This window comes from Traorella massiliensis (assembly GCF_900104665.1).
Classification (GTDB): domain Bacteria; phylum Bacillota_I; class Bacilli_A; order Erysipelotrichales; family Erysipelotrichaceae; genus Traorella; species Traorella massiliensis.
In genome coordinates this window covers 1,075,499-1,091,598 of record NZ_LT629969.1, presented here as the reverse complement: position 1 = coordinate 1,091,598, position 16,100 = coordinate 1,075,499, and the positions used below count along the sequence as shown (strand labels likewise).

At 35.5% G+C, this 16,100-nt stretch carries 22 protein-coding genes and 1 other annotated feature; all 22 genes read left to right on the top strand.

Going from position 1 to position 16,100, the window contains the following annotated elements; all coding sequences use genetic code 11:
- The first annotated feature begins 75 nt into the window (after positions 1-75).
- The 22 genes from BQ5367_RS12690 to rpmA all read left to right on the top strand — a co-directional run bounded on the left by BQ5367_RS12690 (position 76) and on the right by rpmA (position 16,072).
- On the top strand, positions 76-603 hold the full coding sequence (locus BQ5367_RS12690) for a hypothetical protein (RefSeq protein ID WP_071442821.1): 528 nt from the start codon (positions 76-78) through the stop codon (positions 601-603).
- A complete protein-coding gene (locus BQ5367_RS12685; RefSeq protein WP_071442820.1) occupies positions 590-2,278 on the top strand; it encodes an oligosaccharide flippase family protein in 1,689 nt (562 codons plus the stop codon). Before BQ5367_RS12690 ends, BQ5367_RS12685 begins: the two co-directional genes overlap by 14 nt.
- Complete coding sequence (locus BQ5367_RS12680; protein ID WP_071442819.1) at positions 2,275-2,973, top strand: pseudouridine synthase; 699 nt, start codon at positions 2,275-2,277, stop codon at positions 2,971-2,973. Before BQ5367_RS12685 ends, BQ5367_RS12680 begins: the two co-directional genes overlap by 4 nt.
- The gene (locus BQ5367_RS12675) at positions 2,970-3,842 is read left to right on the top strand and encodes a thymidylate synthase (RefSeq protein ID WP_071442818.1); all 873 of its coding nucleotides are present in this window, start codon (positions 2,970-2,972) and stop codon (positions 3,840-3,842) included. Before BQ5367_RS12680 ends, BQ5367_RS12675 begins: the two co-directional genes overlap by 4 nt.
- Positions 3,839-4,312: a dihydrofolate reductase gene (locus BQ5367_RS12670; RefSeq protein ID WP_071442817.1), complete on the top strand. Its 474-nt coding sequence runs from the start codon at positions 3,839-3,841 to the stop codon at positions 4,310-4,312. Before BQ5367_RS12675 ends, BQ5367_RS12670 begins: the two co-directional genes overlap by 4 nt.
- A 2-nt stretch (positions 4,313-4,314) precedes the next feature.
- The gene (locus tag BQ5367_RS12665) at positions 4,315-5,616 is read left to right on the top strand and encodes a pyrimidine-nucleoside phosphorylase (RefSeq protein ID WP_071442816.1); all 1,302 of its coding nucleotides are present in this window, start codon (positions 4,315-4,317) and stop codon (positions 5,614-5,616) included.
- Between the two features lie 8 nt (positions 5,617-5,624).
- Entirely contained in the window at positions 5,625-6,626 is a 1,002-nt protein-coding gene (add, locus tag BQ5367_RS12660) for an adenosine deaminase (RefSeq protein WP_071442815.1), read from the top strand.
- 52 nt (positions 6,627-6,678) lie between these two features.
- Positions 6,679-7,176, top strand: coding sequence for a hypothetical protein (locus BQ5367_RS12655; RefSeq protein ID WP_071442814.1), 498 nt, complete (start codon positions 6,679-6,681; stop codon positions 7,174-7,176).
- 163 nt (positions 7,177-7,339) lie between these two features.
- Positions 7,340-8,476 carry a D-alanyl-D-alanine carboxypeptidase family protein gene (locus BQ5367_RS12650; RefSeq protein WP_071442813.1) on the top strand — a complete coding sequence of 379 codons (1,137 nt, stop codon included), beginning with the start codon at positions 7,340-7,342 and terminating at the stop codon, positions 8,474-8,476.
- A 62-nt stretch (positions 8,477-8,538) separates the two neighbouring features.
- Positions 8,539-8,847, top strand: coding sequence for an STAS domain-containing protein (locus BQ5367_RS12645; protein ID WP_071442812.1), 309 nt, complete (start codon positions 8,539-8,541; stop codon positions 8,845-8,847).
- Positions 8,844-9,272, top strand: coding sequence for an anti-sigma F factor (spoIIAB, locus tag BQ5367_RS12640; RefSeq protein ID WP_071442811.1), 429 nt, complete (start codon positions 8,844-8,846; stop codon positions 9,270-9,272). Before BQ5367_RS12645 ends, spoIIAB begins: the two co-directional genes overlap by 4 nt.
- A complete protein-coding gene (locus tag BQ5367_RS12635) occupies positions 9,238-9,966 on the top strand; it encodes a sigma-70 family RNA polymerase sigma factor (RefSeq protein WP_071442810.1) in 729 nt (242 codons plus the stop codon). Before spoIIAB ends, BQ5367_RS12635 begins: the two co-directional genes overlap by 35 nt.
- A 42-nt stretch (positions 9,967-10,008) precedes the next feature.
- Positions 10,009-10,443, top strand: a complete 435-nt coding sequence (locus tag BQ5367_RS12630) for a SpoVA/SpoVAEb family sporulation membrane protein (RefSeq protein WP_071442809.1) — start codon at positions 10,009-10,011, stop codon at positions 10,441-10,443.
- The gene (locus BQ5367_RS12625; protein ID WP_071442808.1) at positions 10,440-11,420 is read left to right on the top strand and encodes a stage V sporulation protein AD; all 981 of its coding nucleotides are present in this window, start codon (positions 10,440-10,442) and stop codon (positions 11,418-11,420) included. The genes BQ5367_RS12630 and BQ5367_RS12625 overlap by 4 nt, the downstream gene beginning before the upstream one ends.
- A gap of 1 nt (position 11,421) precedes the next feature.
- Positions 11,422-11,772 carry a SpoVA/SpoVAEb family sporulation membrane protein gene (locus BQ5367_RS12620; protein ID WP_071442807.1) on the top strand — a complete coding sequence of 117 codons (351 nt, stop codon included), beginning with the start codon at positions 11,422-11,424 and terminating at the stop codon, positions 11,770-11,772.
- The gene (locus BQ5367_RS12615; RefSeq protein ID WP_071442806.1) at positions 11,765-13,075 is read left to right on the top strand and encodes a spore germination protein; all 1,311 of its coding nucleotides are present in this window, start codon (positions 11,765-11,767) and stop codon (positions 13,073-13,075) included. The genes BQ5367_RS12620 and BQ5367_RS12615 overlap by 8 nt, the downstream gene beginning before the upstream one ends.
- Before the next feature lie 132 nt (positions 13,076-13,207).
- A complete protein-coding gene (locus tag BQ5367_RS12610; RefSeq protein WP_071442805.1) occupies positions 13,208-13,399 on the top strand; it encodes a hypothetical protein in 192 nt (63 codons plus the stop codon).
- Positions 13,400-13,690: 291 nt separating this feature from the next.
- Complete coding sequence (locus BQ5367_RS12605) at positions 13,691-14,428, top strand: segregation and condensation protein A (RefSeq protein ID WP_071442804.1); 738 nt, start codon at positions 13,691-13,693, stop codon at positions 14,426-14,428.
- Positions 14,421-14,975, top strand: coding sequence for an SMC-Scp complex subunit ScpB (gene scpB / locus BQ5367_RS12600; RefSeq protein WP_071442803.1), 555 nt, complete (start codon positions 14,421-14,423; stop codon positions 14,973-14,975). Before BQ5367_RS12605 ends, scpB begins: the two co-directional genes overlap by 8 nt.
- A gap of 105 nt (positions 14,976-15,080) precedes the next feature.
- Positions 15,081-15,148: a sequence feature (ribosomal protein L21 leader region), on the top strand.
- 12 nt (positions 15,149-15,160) lie between these two features.
- Entirely contained in the window at positions 15,161-15,472 is a 312-nt protein-coding gene (gene rplU, locus BQ5367_RS12595) for a 50S ribosomal protein L21 (RefSeq protein WP_071442802.1), read from the top strand.
- A gap of 1 nt (position 15,473) precedes the next feature.
- Positions 15,474-15,791 carry a ribosomal-processing cysteine protease Prp gene (locus BQ5367_RS12590; RefSeq protein WP_071442801.1) on the top strand — a complete coding sequence of 106 codons (318 nt, stop codon included), beginning with the start codon at positions 15,474-15,476 and terminating at the stop codon, positions 15,789-15,791.
- Positions 15,788-16,072 carry a 50S ribosomal protein L27 gene (gene rpmA, locus BQ5367_RS12585; RefSeq protein ID WP_071442800.1) on the top strand — a complete coding sequence of 95 codons (285 nt, stop codon included), beginning with the start codon at positions 15,788-15,790 and terminating at the stop codon, positions 16,070-16,072. The genes BQ5367_RS12590 and rpmA overlap by 4 nt, the downstream gene beginning before the upstream one ends.
- Positions 16,073-16,100 lie beyond the last annotated feature (28 nt).

Genomic DNA, 16,100 nt, shown 5'->3' with positions numbered 1-16,100 from the left:
CTCTTGAAAAAGCAAGAGATCTTTTCTTATACCATTTAGCAGGCAATTGTGATACAATGTTGACGAGGTGTTGTCATGAAAAAAATAGGAATGTTATTGTGTTTGACACTTTTGCTAAGCGGCTGCTTTCAGTCTATGGGCGGTAGTGAACAGCAATATAACGAAAAATATGAAAACTTTATGGAGCTGCTAATTGACAATTCAAAGCAGATTTCCACAAATATACCGTTTGACTGGGACTTTCAGATGGAACAGACTGAAGAAGGTTATACTTATACTGTCAAAATATCTAATCCAAGAGTTGCTATGAGCAATGTTCAAATGATCGGGGCGAATCTCGAAGAAATTAATGAAACTCAAGTAGCTCCAAGTATTGGTATATTTGAAGATACGGTATATAATATGATACCTAATCAGGTAAATGTAGAAAAAGGATATTATGAAGGAATGGGTATCAGCGGTATTAGCAGTGAAAAAGCATTTGTATTGAATTGTCTTGTTGTTTACAAAGATAAAAATCAGACAGACAATTATGTATATTTTATTATTAATGCAAATTATGATGATTTTGTAGGTGAAGAGGTAGTAGATGGCAATGAATGAAAATCGCAAGCAGTCAATCATATTTGGCGGACTGATCTCTAGTGCTGGAGTCTTTCTCTCTAAAGTGTTAGGGTTAGTATATGTTATTCCATTTAATATGATTGCCGGAGACCAGAATATTCGATTCTATGGTTATGCTTATAACATATATTCTTATCTTTTAAATATATCGGTAGCAGGGATTCCTTTTGCTATTGCGACGATGGTAGCAAAATATTATAACGTAAAGGATTATAAGACAGCTTTATTGATTAAAAAACTTTCTTTAGGGCTGATGATGGCCTTAGGGTTTGCCGGAATGTGTTTTGTGCTTTTGACTAGTGGTCAGCTGGCAGAACTTATTCTTGCAAAAGGGAGCAGTGCAGAGGATATTCAAATCACTAAAAATGTTTTGATCATTATTTCCTTTGCTTTGTTTTTTGTACCTGTATTAAGTGGTTATCGAGGATTTTACCAAGGTTTAAAAAGAATGGAGCTTTATGCATTCTCTCAGGTATTTGAACAGCTTGTAAGAGTATTCTTTCTTTTGGGAGCCGGAGCAATCGCAGTCTATATTTTTGATAGAGATCAGATCTGGGCTGTATATTTTGCTGTTTTCTCTGCGACGGTTTCAGCTATTTGCGCACTTTTACATATTTATAAATATGATAAAGAAGAAACCAAAGAAATGAAAGCATTGGCAGCAACGCAAGAACGTCTGTCCAATAATAATCCTAAGTTATTGCTAAGAGAATTGATCATTATTGCTATTCCTTATTTTGTATCTTCAATTGTAGCGTATTCTCAAGATATGATTGATTTGATGTTCTTTTCAAGGGCGCTAGAATCAACAGGAATGAATGCTGATTTAAGTAATTATATATATGGTACTATCATAGCAATGCATACAAAAAAGATTATTGCCATACCACAAATTTTAGCTGTCGGATTTAGTGCATCCTTGATCCCTTATATTACAACAGCACTGGAAAGCAAAAATTTAAAACAGGTTTGTAAGCATGTTAAGGATACATTGGAATCTGTGCTTTATATCGTACTGCCTTTATCATTCTGTTTGTTTTTCTTTTCCAAAGAAGTAATGTATCTTTTATTTGGAAATCCAACTCTTTCAATGACAGATGGGATGGGGCAAGTAGTGGCTACGATCCAGCAGCTCGACTATGAGAATTATTTGATGCGTTATCGAGTCATTGATGCTATCTTTGGAACGATCGCACCATTATTTACTTCTCTTTTGATTGCATGCCGGCTTCGTAAGGAACCATTGATTTCTCTTGCTGTGAGTGCTATTGTCAAGTTTGTTTCATTATTTTTCTGTGTTCAGATTTTTGGAATGGCAGGGGCTACGATGTCCAATTTACTTTCTTATCTGACTATTATTGTAATGGATGTCTACTATCTTAATCGTCAGTATAAGATCAATTGGCATTATACGCTTCGAAAGATATTGGTTATGTGCTGCTGTTTGTTACTGACAAGTTTTGTATACTTGGGACTTTATGCAATTTTTGGAGATATTACTCGTTTTGGAAGAATTGAAATGATACCGCTTCTTGTATTGGAAGGAATGATCGTTTTAGGTGTTTATGTGGTTCTGACATACTTTTTCCAGCTGCCGCAACAACTCTTCCATATTGATTTAAAAATGATTTTAAGAAAGCTGAAAAGAAGATGAGACTGGATAAATATCTTGTACATGCCAATATAGGAACACGTAAAGAAGTCAAAGAGCTTATACGTAAGTCTAGAATAAAAGTGAATGGCGTTATCGTAAAAAAAGATGATCTGAAAGTTGATGAAAATATAGACATTATATTATTAGATGATGAAGAAGTTATCTATCAGAAATATGTTTATTATATGTTGAATAAACCCCAAGGGGTCGTTAGCGCAACCACTGATCGAAAAGATAAGACTGTTTTAGAGTGTTTTGATATTCCATTAAAAGATGATGTATTTCCGGTAGGAAGGTTAGATAAAGATACGGAAGGATTGCTTTTGATCAGTAATGATGGAGCTTTGGCACATCGTCTGCTTTCTTTAAAATATCATGTTGATAAGAAGTATTATGTGAAATGTGAAAAAGAAGTCACTACAGAAATGATTGCCTCTCTTGAGGATGTCATAAAATTAAAAGATGAAACTTATCAGCCGGGAAAAGTTGAACGTATTGGTGTGGATGAAATTTATTTAACGATTCAGGAAGGTAAATTTCATCAGGTCAAGCGAATGCTTCATTATGTCGGCAATGAAGTAACTTATTTAAAAAGAGTACAGTTTGGTTCTCTAAAATTAGATGAAAAATTAAGACCTGGAGAATGGCGAAGCTTAACAAAAGAAGAAATAGTAGAATTGGGAGGACAGTTATGAAACAATATCTGGATTTATGCAGACATATCATGGAAAATGGCGAAATGAGGATGGATCGTACTCAGACAGGAACGAAATCTTGTTTTGGTTATCAGATGCGTATCGACCTGCGTGAAGGTTTTCCTTTATTAACAACCAAAAAAGTATTTTTTAAGGGTATCGCTTTAGAACTTTTATGGTTTATCAGCGGCAGTACAAATATTCAGCCACTAGTCAAAAACAATGTGCGTATCTGGAATGAATGGCCATATGAAAAGTATAAAAAGTCTAAGGATTATCAAAACGAAACCATAGATGAATTTATTGAAAAAATCAGAAATGATGATGATTTCGCAAAAAAATATGGGGAACTTGGACCTGTTTATGGACATCAGTGGCGTAATTTTTTTGGAGTAGATCAGTTAGAGAATCTGATTCATGATTTAAAAAATGATCCTTTTTCAAGAAGACATATCATTAGTGCCTGGAATCCAGCTCAGATCAAAGATATGGCACTTCCTCCTTGTCATGCCTTTATGCAGTTTTATGTTTCTTCTGATAAAAAATATTTGTCCTGCCAGTTGTATCAGCGAAGTGCAGATGTGTTCTTAGGAGTACCGTTTAATATTGCTTCATATGCACTTTTGACACATATGATTGCGCAAGTTTGCGGTTATGAAGCGAAGGAATTTATACATACTTTTGGTGATGTGCATATTTATAGCGATCACTTTGAACAAATTAATACCCAGCTTTCAAGAGAACCAAGAAAACTTCCAAAGCTGATCATGAATCCGGATGTGAAAAGTATTTATGATTTTACATATGATGATTTTAAGATCGTTGATTATGATCCATGGCCTGCGATCAGAGGGAAGGTGAGCGTATGATTTCGCTTATCGTTGCTTATGATGTCAATCATTTGATTGGTAAAAACGGTTGGATGCCATGGAATATCAAGGAAGATCTCAAACATTTTCGTGAATATACGATAAATAAGGATCTGCTTGTTGGACGGAAGACTTTTGAAGGCTTTAAAAAGCCTTTACCACATCGCTTTCATTATGTGCTGACTCGAGGAAATTATGAGTATCATGATGCATCTGTCAAGATCGTTCATGATATAAAAGAAGTGATTGATCTATATAAAAATAATGATAAAGAATTAGTGGTCATTGGTGGCGCACAAGTTTATAAAGAAGCATTACCTTATGTCGATAAAATGGTCATTAGTATCATTGATCAGGAATATGAAGGAGATACATATTTTCCTGAATTTGATGAGAATGAATTTGAAACTGTAAATATTCAGCAGCATGAACAATTCAGTGTTGTAACACTGCAAAGAAAGGAAGCGTAAAGATGCGTTTTGTAGATATTATTGAGAAAAAAAGAGATGGGTATGCGTTAACCCAGGAAGAAATTTCTTTCTGGATCAGAGGTTATGTAGATGGAAGCATTCCTGATTATCAGGTGAGTGCTTTATGTATGGCAATTTATTATCAAGGAATGAATGATGATGAAATTGCCTGGTTATGTGATGAAATGATGCATAGCGGTGAGATGATCGATTTAAGCGATATTGCAGGTATTAAAGCAGATAAGCATTCAACAGGCGGTGTTGGTGATAAAACATCACTTTCATTAGCCCCGATGGTAGCAGCCTGCGGTTTGAAAGTTGCGAAAATGAGCGGACGTGGTTTAGGACATACTGGCGGCACTTTGGATAAAGTAGAATCAATTGAAGGCTTTCAGGTAGCTTTAGATGAAGAACAGTTTAAAAAACAGGTCAATGAGATCGGTTTAGCAATCATTGGCCAAACCAAACAGTTAGTACCTGCTGATAAAAAATTATATAGCTTACGTGATGTGACAGCGACTGTTGATTCAATTCCACTTATTGCTTCAAGTATCATGTCAAAGAAACTGGCAAGTGGATCAGATACGATTCTTTTAGATGTGAAATTTGGAGATGGGGCTTTTATGAAAACACCTGAAGATGCTGAGAAATTAGCCCGTACGATGATTTCAATTGGTAAAAAATTAAACAAAGATACCCGAGCTATGATTTCTAGTATGGATCAGCCTTTAGGAAATGCTATTGGGAATGCTTTAGAAGTAGAAGAAGCGATTGCTACTTTGAAAAATGAGGGTCCTGAAGATTTTAAGGAATTATGTATGAATGCGGGTGCTATCATGCTGATGCAAGGCAAACTAGCAAAAAGTGAGCAAAAAGCTCGTGAAATGCTTCAGAAAAATATTGATAATGGTGCTGCCCTTAATAAACTTGTAGAAATGGTAAAGGCACAGGGTGGTAATCCTGAACAAATTCTTCATCCGGAACTTTTACCTAAGGCAAAGATGCAAATTGAAATTCAAGCTAGAAAAGAAGGTTATGTGAAACGTCTTAAAGCATTAGAGCTTGGTACATTGGCAATGCAGATCGGTGCTGGAAGAGCAGTCAAAGAAGATACGATCAATCATGCTGTAGGAATCGTTCTTCATAAAAAAGATGGCGATTATGTTAAGGCAGGAGATTCTTTAGCTACCATTCATACCGATTCTGAGTTAAATGAGGACTGGATCAAGAATTTCTATGATTGCTTTGAAATGAGTGTTGATAAAGTAGAAAAAGCACCTTTGATCTATAAAGTCATTGAATAGGAATGATCATGAGTTTTTATCCTAGAGTCGAACTTCATTGTCATCTTGATGGAGCACTGCCATCTTCTACATTTTATAAGCTTGCTCTTAAAGAAGGTGTGATCGATAAAACTGTTGATGAGATAACCTGGAAGAATCAAATCATAATTACTGAAGCTATGCCTTTGAGTGAATGCCTAAAACGTTTTGATCAAATCACAGCTCTTCTTCAGACTCCTGAAAATCTTGAAGAGGCTGCGTACTCACTCGCTCTTTCTATGTATGAGCAGGGAATTCGCTTAGCGGAAATTCGTTTTGCACCTCAGCAGCATATCTTGCAGATGACTCAAAATCAGGCTGTAGAAACTGTTTTGAGAGGTGTGAACAAAGTCATGTTAATTCATCCGGATATGATTGTCGGCATTATCGTATGTATGATGAATTATGGGGAGGATGCAGATAATGATGATGCCAACATGGATACGCTAAATACAGCTATTGCTTATAAAGACAAAGGTGTTGTAGGAATTGATCTAGCAGGAGCTGAAGGTGCTAAGCCTACTGAGTCTTTTCGTTATCTGTTTGAGAAAGCTTATCAAGAAGGTATCAACATAACTATTCATGCCGGTGAAGTATGTCCTGCAGAAGCTGTACGAACAGCTATGAGCATGCATGCTAATCGAATTGGACATGGTATCCACGGCTGGAATGATCCAGATGTCGCAAAGGAAATGATTGCTCGTCAAATTCCTTTAGAAATAAGTGTTACAAGTAATATTCTTTCTCGTTGTGTTGATTTAACGCATCACCCAGTAAGAGAAATGATGGATCAGGGAGCAGTTGTTACAATTAATACTGATGATCCATTGCTTTGTAATGTTACTTTACAAAGTGAATATGATCTTCTTCAAAAAGAATTTGGTTTTACTGAAAAAGATCTTATTCAAGTAAACCTTAATGCAGCCAGAGCTTCTTTTTGCCAACACAAAGAAAAAATCATCAAAGAATTAGAAAAAGCATTATCTTCATGAGAATGCTTTTCTTTTAACATTGTGTTATAATTTTTACATCAGAGGTGATCTTATGGGTGGTATAAGCGTTCTTATCCTAATTAGTTTTTTATCGGCAATCTTTTATTTCTTTGTTGCGATATTTCTTATTATCATTGCATACTTATTATTCATTTATATATTTGAAAGTCTTGCATTGATGGGAATTTATAAAAATGATGATAATTCTAAATATTGGCAAGTATGGATCCCTTTTTATAATAAATATCTGCTAGGAGAAGCTGCTCATTCAAAAAAAATTGGAATTTTACTTGCTTTAAATAATCTTCTAGTAATTTTTCTTGGCATTTACTTTTACCATGGTCAAAACTTTCATGCTGCTTTATTTGTAGTCTTTCTTCTATTACTGCTCATTGGTTTTATTTTAGACTGTGTTCTTTCACATAAAATATTTAAAAAAGCAAGTGATCGATATGGTGATATCCTGACTGTTCTGAGTGTCTTAAGCTTAGGTATATTACGTGTTATCTTTCTGTTTCTGATAAGAAATCGATATTCAATGGATGACTAATCTGATTATTCAAATAAAAATGGATGTTCAAAAACATCTTTTTTTATATATTAGGAAATTTCATTTTTGATTGATAGAAAGATGATTTTAAAAAATAGTGAGACTTTGAACAATTCAATTCTAAAAAGCTGACATCCTTTCATAAAATAGGATGAGGTGGTTTATGAAAAAAGTATTTATCTTGTTTTTATGCTTTTTTTGTTTTTCGCAAAATATTCGTGCTGAAGAAGATCTGACAGTTCATGCACAGAGTGCTTATTTGATTGAAGCAACTACAGGTAAGGTTCTTTATGATAAAAATGGTGAAGAAAAGCTTTTTCCTGCCAGCATGACTAAAATGATGAGTCTGATTCTTGTTTATGAAGCACTGAATGATGGCTCTTTAAAATTAGATGAGGTGCTGAGCATTTCTGAAAATGCAGCAAGCATGGGAGGAAGCCAGGTGTTTCTACAGCCAAATGAACAGATGAATGTTCATGATCTTTTAAAAGCCGTTTGTATTTCTAGTGCGAATGATGCGATGGTGGCGATCGCTGAGAGAATTAGCGGAAGCGTGTCTGAATTTGTTTCAAAAATGAATGAAAAAAGTAAAGAATTAAATTTAGTGAATACCAATTTTGAAAATACGACCGGCTTGCATGATGAAAATCATTATTCTAGTGCTAAGGATATGGCTTTGATTGCGAAAAAACTGATTGAAGTAGGAAAAGATGATCTTCTATCTATTACATCTACTTATGATGCGTATATCCGTGAAGATACCAATCCATTCTGGCTTGTAAATACAAATAAACTAGTCAAACATGTAGAGGGTGTTGATGGTCTGAAAACAGGATTTACACAAGAGGCTTTGAGCTGTATTACGGTTACGGCTAGAAAGAATGACTTACGTTTGATTGGTGTGGTCATGAAAGAACCCGATTCAAAAACACGGAATGTCGAAGTGATGGAAATGATCAATGTGGGGTTTTCAAAAATTATATATCAGCCAATTTTTAAGATGAATGATATATATCAAAGTCATTATTTTGAAGTGGGATTACCTCATGAAGTGGATCTGGTTTATTTAAATGATGTAGGTGTTATTTTAAATAAAGATGAAAAAGTAACTGTAGCGTCGCAAACTTTTACACAGACACGTTTTGATTTACCTTTAGAAGCTCATGAAAAAATCGGAGAAGTGAAGATCATTTATGATGATCAAAGTGAAAGCATCGTCGATGTCGGGGTAGCACAAAGTGTATCAAAGATGCAGTTTTTAGATTATTTTCAGATGTCTTTTTGGCGAGTTTTGACTTAGTTTGTCGCAAGTTCCCACACAAGCTTTAGAACGTGATAAACTATGTTTGAAAGGAATGAGTTATGCGCGTTGAAAAGAAAAAAGATGTGTTGACTTTTTATTTGAATGAAGATGTAGATGATTATCAGATTTCACTGATCAAGGAAGAATGTATTCGCTTAATTGATTCGGTGCATCCGGCAAAGGTCATTCTGGACTTTAGTGAAGTGAGCTTTGTAGATAGTACAGGTATTGGATTTGTTCTTGCTCGCTACAAACAATGTGCAGCGAACCAGTGTGAATTAGTCCTAAGAGGATTAAATCAGCATCATCGGGTGATATTTGCTATGTCAGGACTTTTTCATCTGATCAAGGAAGAGGCGTGCTTATGAATAAGGTAACCTTAAAATTTAAAAGCCGTATAGAAAATGAGTCATTTGCAAGAATTACTGCCTGTGCATTTCTTTCGCCATTGAATCCAACGATAGAAGAAATGATGGAAATCAAGACCATTGTTTCTGAAGCGGTAACCAATGCCATTCTTCATGGTTATGACTCCAATCCAAATAAATTAGTAAAACTAGAGATTGGCTATGATGATTATGGCTGCGTAACGATGATCATTAGTGATAGCGGAAATGGCATTGAAGATATCAAGCAGGCCATGGAGCCTCTATATACAAGCAAAGCTGAGCTTGAAAGAAGCGGGATGGGGATGACGATCATGCAGACATTCTCGGATAGTTTTGATGTAATTTCACGTCTGAAAGAGGGTACGAGCGTTGTCGTCCAGAAACAGCTACAAAAATCTAAGTAATCTTGAGCTGATCCGTATCATTCAGGAAAATGATGAAGAAGCAAAAGAATACTTTGTATTGAAAAATGAAGGATTGGTTTATTCATGTATTCAGCGATTTTTATATAAGAGCAATCGTGATGATCTTTTTCAAATTGGTATCGTTGGGCTGATGAAAGCCCTCAATCATTTTGACCTTTCAAAAGAAGTTCAGTTTTCTACTTATGCGATTCCGATCATTTTAGGAGAAATTAAACGCTCTTTTCGGGATGATGGCTCAATTCGCATTTCACGTTCTATTAAAGAAAATTATAGTCGTATGCTGGCACAAAAAGAAAAACTAATGCATGAACAAAACAGTGAACCCACTTATGAACAGATTGCGGCAGCTTGCGGATGCAGCATTGAAGAGGTTTATATAGCTTTTGATGCACATCAGCATATTTCAAGTATCGATGAACAGATCATCGAAAGTGATGGCAAGAGCATTACGCTTAATGATCAGTTAGCTGATGAAGTCAGGGATGAAGTTTTACTATTAGGTCTGAATCACGAAATCAGTTTTCTAAGTAAAAAAGAAAAACTGATTCTTTATTTTCGTTATACCTTAGGATTTCGACAAAGCGAGGTAGCAGCTCGTCTTAATTGTACACAGGTTCAAATATCCAGAGCCGAGAAAATAATTTTACAAAAACTGAAAGATAAAATGATTTAATCAAACCTTCCTGTTCATACTAGTGATAAGGAGGTTTTTTTTATGAATCAAAGAGAATTGCATGAAATAAGCTCACGGCATCGTGTAAATGAGCATAAGTCAAAAAAAGCATTGATGGCCTTTGTTAGTGCAGGAATGCTGGCAGTAATAGGACAGCTTTTTAATGACTGGCTGTTGAACTATTTCTCTAAAGAAAATGCCGGTATATTAACCATTTTATTTTTTATCTTTATGGCGGCACTTCTTACAGGTATGGGCATATATGATCGTTTAGCGAGATATGCCGGGGCAGGTCTTTTTATACCAATTACTGGTTTTTCCAATTCGCTTTCTAGTTCAGCGCTTGAATGTAAAAGAGAAGGGCTTATTTATGGTATTGGCAGCAATATGTTTAAACTGGCAGGTTCTGTCATAACATATGGTATCGTCAGTGCTATCGTATTTTCTTTTATCACGTATTGGGTTAGAATGTTATGACAACTTTAACATTTAAAAATGTATATGTAAAAAGTGAAAATGTGATCGTAGGAAAACTAGAAAAAGAAGGACCGTTAGGTTCTTATTTCGATGATTACTCCTCGGATCCTTATTTTAATCAGTCCTCTTTTGAACAGGCAGAAATAGAAATGAATCGATTATGTGTAGAAAAATGTTTAAAAAAAGGGAAGATCGATCAAGTTGATTTGATCTATGCCGGAGATTTGATCAATCAGCTTTGTACTCATTATCTGGCAAGCGAATTAAAAGCTCCTTTTGTTGGTCTTTATGGTGCCTGTTCCAATTCAGCGTTAACGATAGGACATGCTGCAATAGCTGTAGAACATCTTGAAAAAAAACATGTGTTAGCTTTTACAAGTTCACATACCCAAGCTGCAGAACGTCAATTTCGTTATCCCAATGAATATGGCGGACAGAAAAAGGAATGTTCAACTTCAACGGTAACAGCGAGTGGCGCTATACTTTTAAGTAATAAATTTTCAGATTTAAAAGTGAGCTCGTTTACGATTGGCAGTGTTGTTGACTGGCAGTTTAGTGATGTGAATGATATGGGAAAAGCCATGGCGCCTGCTGCATATCAAACGATCATGACCCATTTTGAGGATCTAAATCGTACGTTTGATGATTATGATCTCATCGTTACGGGGGATCTAGGCAAGATTGGTTATGCAATGCTCTCGGAGATGATCGAAAAAGCACGATTTCAATTAGAAAATAAATTAAATGACTGTGGTATCATGATCTATGATCTCAATCATCAGAATGTTTATTGTGGCGGCAGCGGCTGTGGATGTTCGATGGCTGTTTTAGTTGGGAAATTATTGAGAGATCTAAGAAGTAAAAAAATGAAAAGGATCCTGCTGGTTGCTACAGGTTCGCTACATAATGTATTTTTAACTCAGCAGAAGCTATCCATTCCAAGTGTTGCCCATGCTATCTGCATTGAAAGGAGCTAGCATGACTTATTTATACGGATTTTTATTTTGTGGGGGATGTGCTTTAGCGGGTCAGCTGATTTATGATCATACACGACTGACCCCCGGTCATATTACTTCTTTGTTTGTAGTGATCGGTTCATTGTTAGAATGTCTTAATATTTATGATTTTCTGATCAGCGTTTGTGGTATTGGTGCTACGATGCCGATCCTTTCGTTTGGACATTCACTTACCCATGCTTCGCTTAGTGCAGCACAAAATGATGGATGGATTGGAATTCTGACAGGAGTCTTTGATAAGACGGCGAGTGGTATCAGTTTTGCGATCTTTATGGCCTTCTGGGTAGCCATCTTCTTTAAAGCCCGTGATTGAACAATTACGAAAGCTTGAATCATTTGATATTGTCAAGCATGAAGTGATCTTAAATCATCAAAATGTTTTTATGATGTTTCTATCTTCATTGACATCAACGATTTCGATCACTTCCATTATCGAAGGATTTCTATTTAGTGAAAACCAAGATCCATTATGTTTTTTTAATGGTTCTTCTGAAAAAATAGAAGATTATTCTAAAGCGGTATTTTTATTAATGAGCGGTCAGTGTTTAGTTTGTATTCAAGATGAAGTCTATGCATTAGAAACAAGAGCTTATCCAAATCGAGGTATTGAAAATCCTAATATCGAAAAAAGCATTCGTGGCAGTCATGATTCTTTTAGTGAAAATATTCTTTTCAATGTTGGACTTATACGACGTAGGATCAGAAGTGAGAATTTAAGGATCGAACTTACTCAGGAAGGACAAATGACCCAAAATGATATTGCCATCTGTCATATGAAGGATAAAGCGGATCAGAATTTACTTAAGGATATACAAAAACGAATGGAGATCAATCAAAGTATTGAAATCAATAATGAACGTAATCTAATTGAAGTTCTTTATGGAAAAACGCTGAATCCTTATCCGCATGTTCGCTATTCTGAAAGGCCGGATATTTGTGCGATCCACTTACTTCAAGGAAATATTATCATGTTAGTAGATAATATGCCTAGTGCCCTAATTCTTCCTACTACTTTTTTTGAACAGCTTTCACAGATCGAAGAATATACCCAAACACCGATCGTTTCTTTCTTTACTCGCATCATTCGCTATCTAGGTGTCTTTATGAGCATTTATCTTTTACCCTTTATTATTGTATGTATGTTGAGCCCGCATTCCTTTTTACAGCTTCCATTTGAAAATCGCAATATCGGTTTTATCGCCTTTCAGGTTTTGATATGTGAGCTTTTGATCGAATGGATCCGTCAGTCATTTCTTTATGCTCCAAATCTGATCAACAGCATGATGGGATTTCTTGTCGTCTTTGTCTTAGGTGACTTTGGAATTGAAATGGGTGCTTATACAAAGGAAATTCTTTTATTGGTTGCTTTAAGCAATCTAGGGAATTTCTTAACACCTTCCTATGAAGTCGCTTTAGCAAACAAAATCATGCGTATCATGTTAACGATGTTTTCATTGGCCTTTCAGGTCAGCGGCTTTTGTATCGGCTTGCTCATTCATTTTTTATTACTTCTTACGACACGTACCTTTAAGCTTCCATATCTTTATCCATTATTTCCTTTTGACATCAAAGAATTAAAACGTATGATATTTGATACGAATATTTATACAAAATAAACAAGCAGGCAGATGCCTGCTTTCATTATAAGTATTTCCACAATAATTATCATATCATATTTAATACAGAAGAATAAGACTTTTCTTTTATGAATAGCTGATTTATGATGAAAATAAATAGGGAGGGGAAATATGAAATCATTAAAATTCTGGCTGATATGGATCGCTATTTTTTGGATCACTTTTTTATTTGCATCAGCACTTGCTGGTATGAGCAGGATGGATCCGCAGATTAGTATGCTTGGTGCTATCGCATTCATATTTATGGGGTTGTGTGTTTATATGGAAGCAAAGACACATCATGAATTTTATATAAGGTTGTAGGATGTTTTATTATCGTTATTGTAACATTTGTTCTTGGTTATTTTACTTATAAATTATCTATATTGATCAACTCAAGTACAAATCCAATTGCTCAAAAACAGCAATCAGCGATGACGTATACACTATTTCAAATAATTATATTTCAATTCGCTTATATATTGACATCATTTATTACTCATAAGACAGACCGGTGAGTCTGTTTTTTATAACATATAAATTTTTATTCATTCATAAATTTAACGATGAAAATTTGTAAAATATGGTATAATAAGTCAGAAATGGAGGATTTCTATGCATTTTTCAGTTGCAATTTCAGATTTTGAAGGTCCATTGGATTTGATGTATCATTTGATCAAAGAAAATAAGCTGGATCTTTTTGATTTAGATATGGATGTTTTAAGTGAGCAATATTTGGCATATTTGAATCAGATGGAAGAGATGCATCTTGATATAGCCAGTGAATTTTTAACTGAATTAGCCGGTCTTTTGGAATATAAAAGCAAAAAGCTTTTACCGAAAGAAAAAGTAGAAATCGAAGAAGAATATGAAGAAGATCATCGTGATAAACTGGTGAAAAGATTGCTTGAGTATCAGCGTTATAAAGAAGCAAGTGAATCGCTGAAACCTTTATATGAAGAGCGTCAGCTTTCTTATACAAAGCCTTTAAGCAATGAAACCCAGCAGTGGATCAGCATGGTCAAGGAAGAAAAGCTTAGCGGCAGTCCTTATGATCTGATGAAGGCAATGAATAAGGTATTGCGTCGATTGGCCCTGAATCATCCTCTTGAAACGAAGATGACGGTCAAGGAATTAAGCATGGATGAGCGTAGAGAGCAAATTGAAGAACGATTGGATGGCTTTAAAGGAACGATGAGCTTTACGGAGCTTTGTAGTGATTGTATTAGCAAGCATATGGTCATCGTTACTTTTATGGCGATTTTAGATATGATCAAATTTCAGATTCTTTCTTATATTATTGATGAAGAGGAAGAAATTTGGATCGTGAAGGGAGTGGAAGAAGATGGATGAGAGATGCAGCGTAATTGAAGGATTGATTTTTTTGAGCGGTGATGAAGGCTGCACCCTTGAACAATTGGCGACTTCTTGTAATATGATGGAAAAGGATGTCTTAGAATTGATTAAAGATATCATGGATGAATATTGTAAGGAGTGTCATGGCTTTGAATGTGTCAATTATGGCGGGCGATATAAATTTATTTCAAAACAAAAGATCCATGATGCTGCTGAAGCTTTATTTTCAAGCAGTAAGATGGCTTCACTTTCTCAGGCAGCTTTAGAAACACTGGCCATCATTGCTTATAAGCAGCCATTGACACGTATCGAGATTGAAGAAATTCGTGGTGTTAACTGTGATATGATGATCCGTAAACTATTAGCAAGAAATCTGATTCGGGAATGTGGCCGAACAGATGGACCTGGACGTCCATTCCTTTATGAGGTAACTGAGGAATTTATGGATGCTTTTAAGCTTGAAAGCTTAAAGGAGCTTCCAGATCTTCCTGCTGTTGAACAGAATATGGATAGTGAATTATTTAAAGAGGACGATGTCTACTAGCAGTCTTTGTGATTATATGAGAAAATAGGCTTATTTAAAGGCTTTTTAAAGAATTTTATTGACTCTTGGAGTCCTTTATGGTAATATACGAATGTTGTTTCCCTTATTTGGGTACAACCGCTCATGAAAGGGTTAAGACGATGGTCCCCTCAATTGGCGAGTCAAAGATAGAAGGAGGTGCAACGATGTACGCAATTATTGAAACTGGCGGAAAGCAAGTAAAATGTGAAGTTGGTTCAACAATCTTTGTTGAAAAGTTAGATGTTAACGAAGGTGATACAGTTGAATTCGACAAGGTGGTTTGTTATTCAAACAGAACAACAAAAGTAGGTACTCCTTATGTTAAGGGTGCTAAGGTTGTAGCTAAGGTTGAAAAGCAAGGTAAAGGAAAGAAGATCATTATCTTCAAGTACAAATGTAAAAACGGAAGCAGCCACCGTAAACAGGGTCACAGACAGCCTTATACAAAATTAACTGTTGAAGCTATCGAAGGTTAAGATGGTTAGGGTCTGTGTTGTTTCAAAGAATGAGGAAGTTAAAAAAATAACTGTTAGTGGTCATGCTGGTAGTGCCCGCAAGGGAGAAGATCTAGTATGTGCTGGCGTTTCTTCTGTTGTCTTTGGAACATTAAATGCATTGGACAAATTGACTTCAGAGAGTGTTGATCTTAAAGTGGGTCAGCACATTGTGATTGAAGTCTTGAATCTTCTCGATGAGAAATGTCAGCTTATCTTGCAGACGATGCTGATACAGCTGGCAACGATCGAAGAGCAGTATTCATCATATATTGAAATAAAACAGGAGGTGTCATCATGAGATTCGTATTAGATATTCAATTCTTTGCTTCTAAAAAGGGAGTAGGATCAACGAAGAACGGCCGTGATTCTCATTCTAAACGTTTAGGTGCTAAGAAAGCTGATGGACAATTTACTAACTGTGGTTCTATTATCTATCGTCAGCGTGGAACAAAGATTCATCCAGGCTTAAATGTTGGACGTGGTGGTGACGATACATTGTTTGCAAAGGCAAGCGGTATCGTTCGCTATGAAAGATTAGGTAAAAAGAAGACACAAGTATCTGTTTATCCACAAGCTTAAAAATCTCCATCATGGAGATTTTCTTTTT

What these genes read in the sequence shown, in the direction of transcription:
- BQ5367_RS12690 (WP_071442821.1), top strand. Translation starts at nt 76, where the DNA reads ATGAAAAAAATAGGAATGTTATTGTGTTTGACACTTTTGCTAAGCGGC.
- BQ5367_RS12685 (WP_071442820.1), top strand. Translation starts at nt 590, where the DNA reads ATGGCAATGAATGAAAATCGCAAGCAGTCAATCATATTTGGCGGACTG.
- BQ5367_RS12680 (WP_071442819.1), top strand. Translation starts at nt 2,275, where the DNA reads ATGAGACTGGATAAATATCTTGTACATGCCAATATAGGAACACGTAAA.
- BQ5367_RS12675 (WP_071442818.1), top strand. Translation starts at nt 2,970, where the DNA reads ATGAAACAATATCTGGATTTATGCAGACATATCATGGAAAATGGCGAA.
- BQ5367_RS12670 (WP_071442817.1), top strand. Translation starts at nt 3,839, where the DNA reads ATGATTTCGCTTATCGTTGCTTATGATGTCAATCATTTGATTGGTAAA.
- BQ5367_RS12665 (WP_071442816.1), top strand. Translation starts at nt 4,315, where the DNA reads ATGCGTTTTGTAGATATTATTGAGAAAAAAAGAGATGGGTATGCGTTA.
- add (WP_071442815.1), top strand. Translation starts at nt 5,625, where the DNA reads ATGAGTTTTTATCCTAGAGTCGAACTTCATTGTCATCTTGATGGAGCA.
- BQ5367_RS12655 (WP_071442814.1), top strand. Translation starts at nt 6,679, where the DNA reads ATGGGTGGTATAAGCGTTCTTATCCTAATTAGTTTTTTATCGGCAATC.
- BQ5367_RS12650 (WP_071442813.1), top strand. Translation starts at nt 7,340, where the DNA reads ATGAAAAAAGTATTTATCTTGTTTTTATGCTTTTTTTGTTTTTCGCAA.
- BQ5367_RS12645 (WP_071442812.1), top strand. Translation starts at nt 8,539, where the DNA reads ATGCGCGTTGAAAAGAAAAAAGATGTGTTGACTTTTTATTTGAATGAA.
- spoIIAB (WP_071442811.1), top strand. Translation starts at nt 8,844, where the DNA reads ATGAATAAGGTAACCTTAAAATTTAAAAGCCGTATAGAAAATGAGTCA.
- BQ5367_RS12630 (WP_071442809.1), top strand. Translation starts at nt 10,009, where the DNA reads ATGAATCAAAGAGAATTGCATGAAATAAGCTCACGGCATCGTGTAAAT.
- BQ5367_RS12625 (WP_071442808.1), top strand. Translation starts at nt 10,440, where the DNA reads ATGACAACTTTAACATTTAAAAATGTATATGTAAAAAGTGAAAATGTG.
- BQ5367_RS12620 (WP_071442807.1), top strand. Translation starts at nt 11,422, where the DNA reads ATGACTTATTTATACGGATTTTTATTTTGTGGGGGATGTGCTTTAGCG.
- BQ5367_RS12610 (WP_071442805.1), top strand. Translation starts at nt 13,208, where the DNA reads ATGAAATCATTAAAATTCTGGCTGATATGGATCGCTATTTTTTGGATC.
- BQ5367_RS12605 (WP_071442804.1), top strand. Translation starts at nt 13,691, where the DNA reads ATGCATTTTTCAGTTGCAATTTCAGATTTTGAAGGTCCATTGGATTTG.
- scpB (WP_071442803.1), top strand. Translation starts at nt 14,421, where the DNA reads ATGGATGAGAGATGCAGCGTAATTGAAGGATTGATTTTTTTGAGCGGT.
- rplU (WP_071442802.1), top strand. Translation starts at nt 15,161, where the DNA reads ATGTACGCAATTATTGAAACTGGCGGAAAGCAAGTAAAATGTGAAGTT.
- BQ5367_RS12590 (WP_071442801.1), top strand. Translation starts at nt 15,474, where the DNA reads ATGGTTAGGGTCTGTGTTGTTTCAAAGAATGAGGAAGTTAAAAAAATA.
- rpmA (WP_071442800.1), top strand. Translation starts at nt 15,788, where the DNA reads ATGAGATTCGTATTAGATATTCAATTCTTTGCTTCTAAAAAGGGAGTA.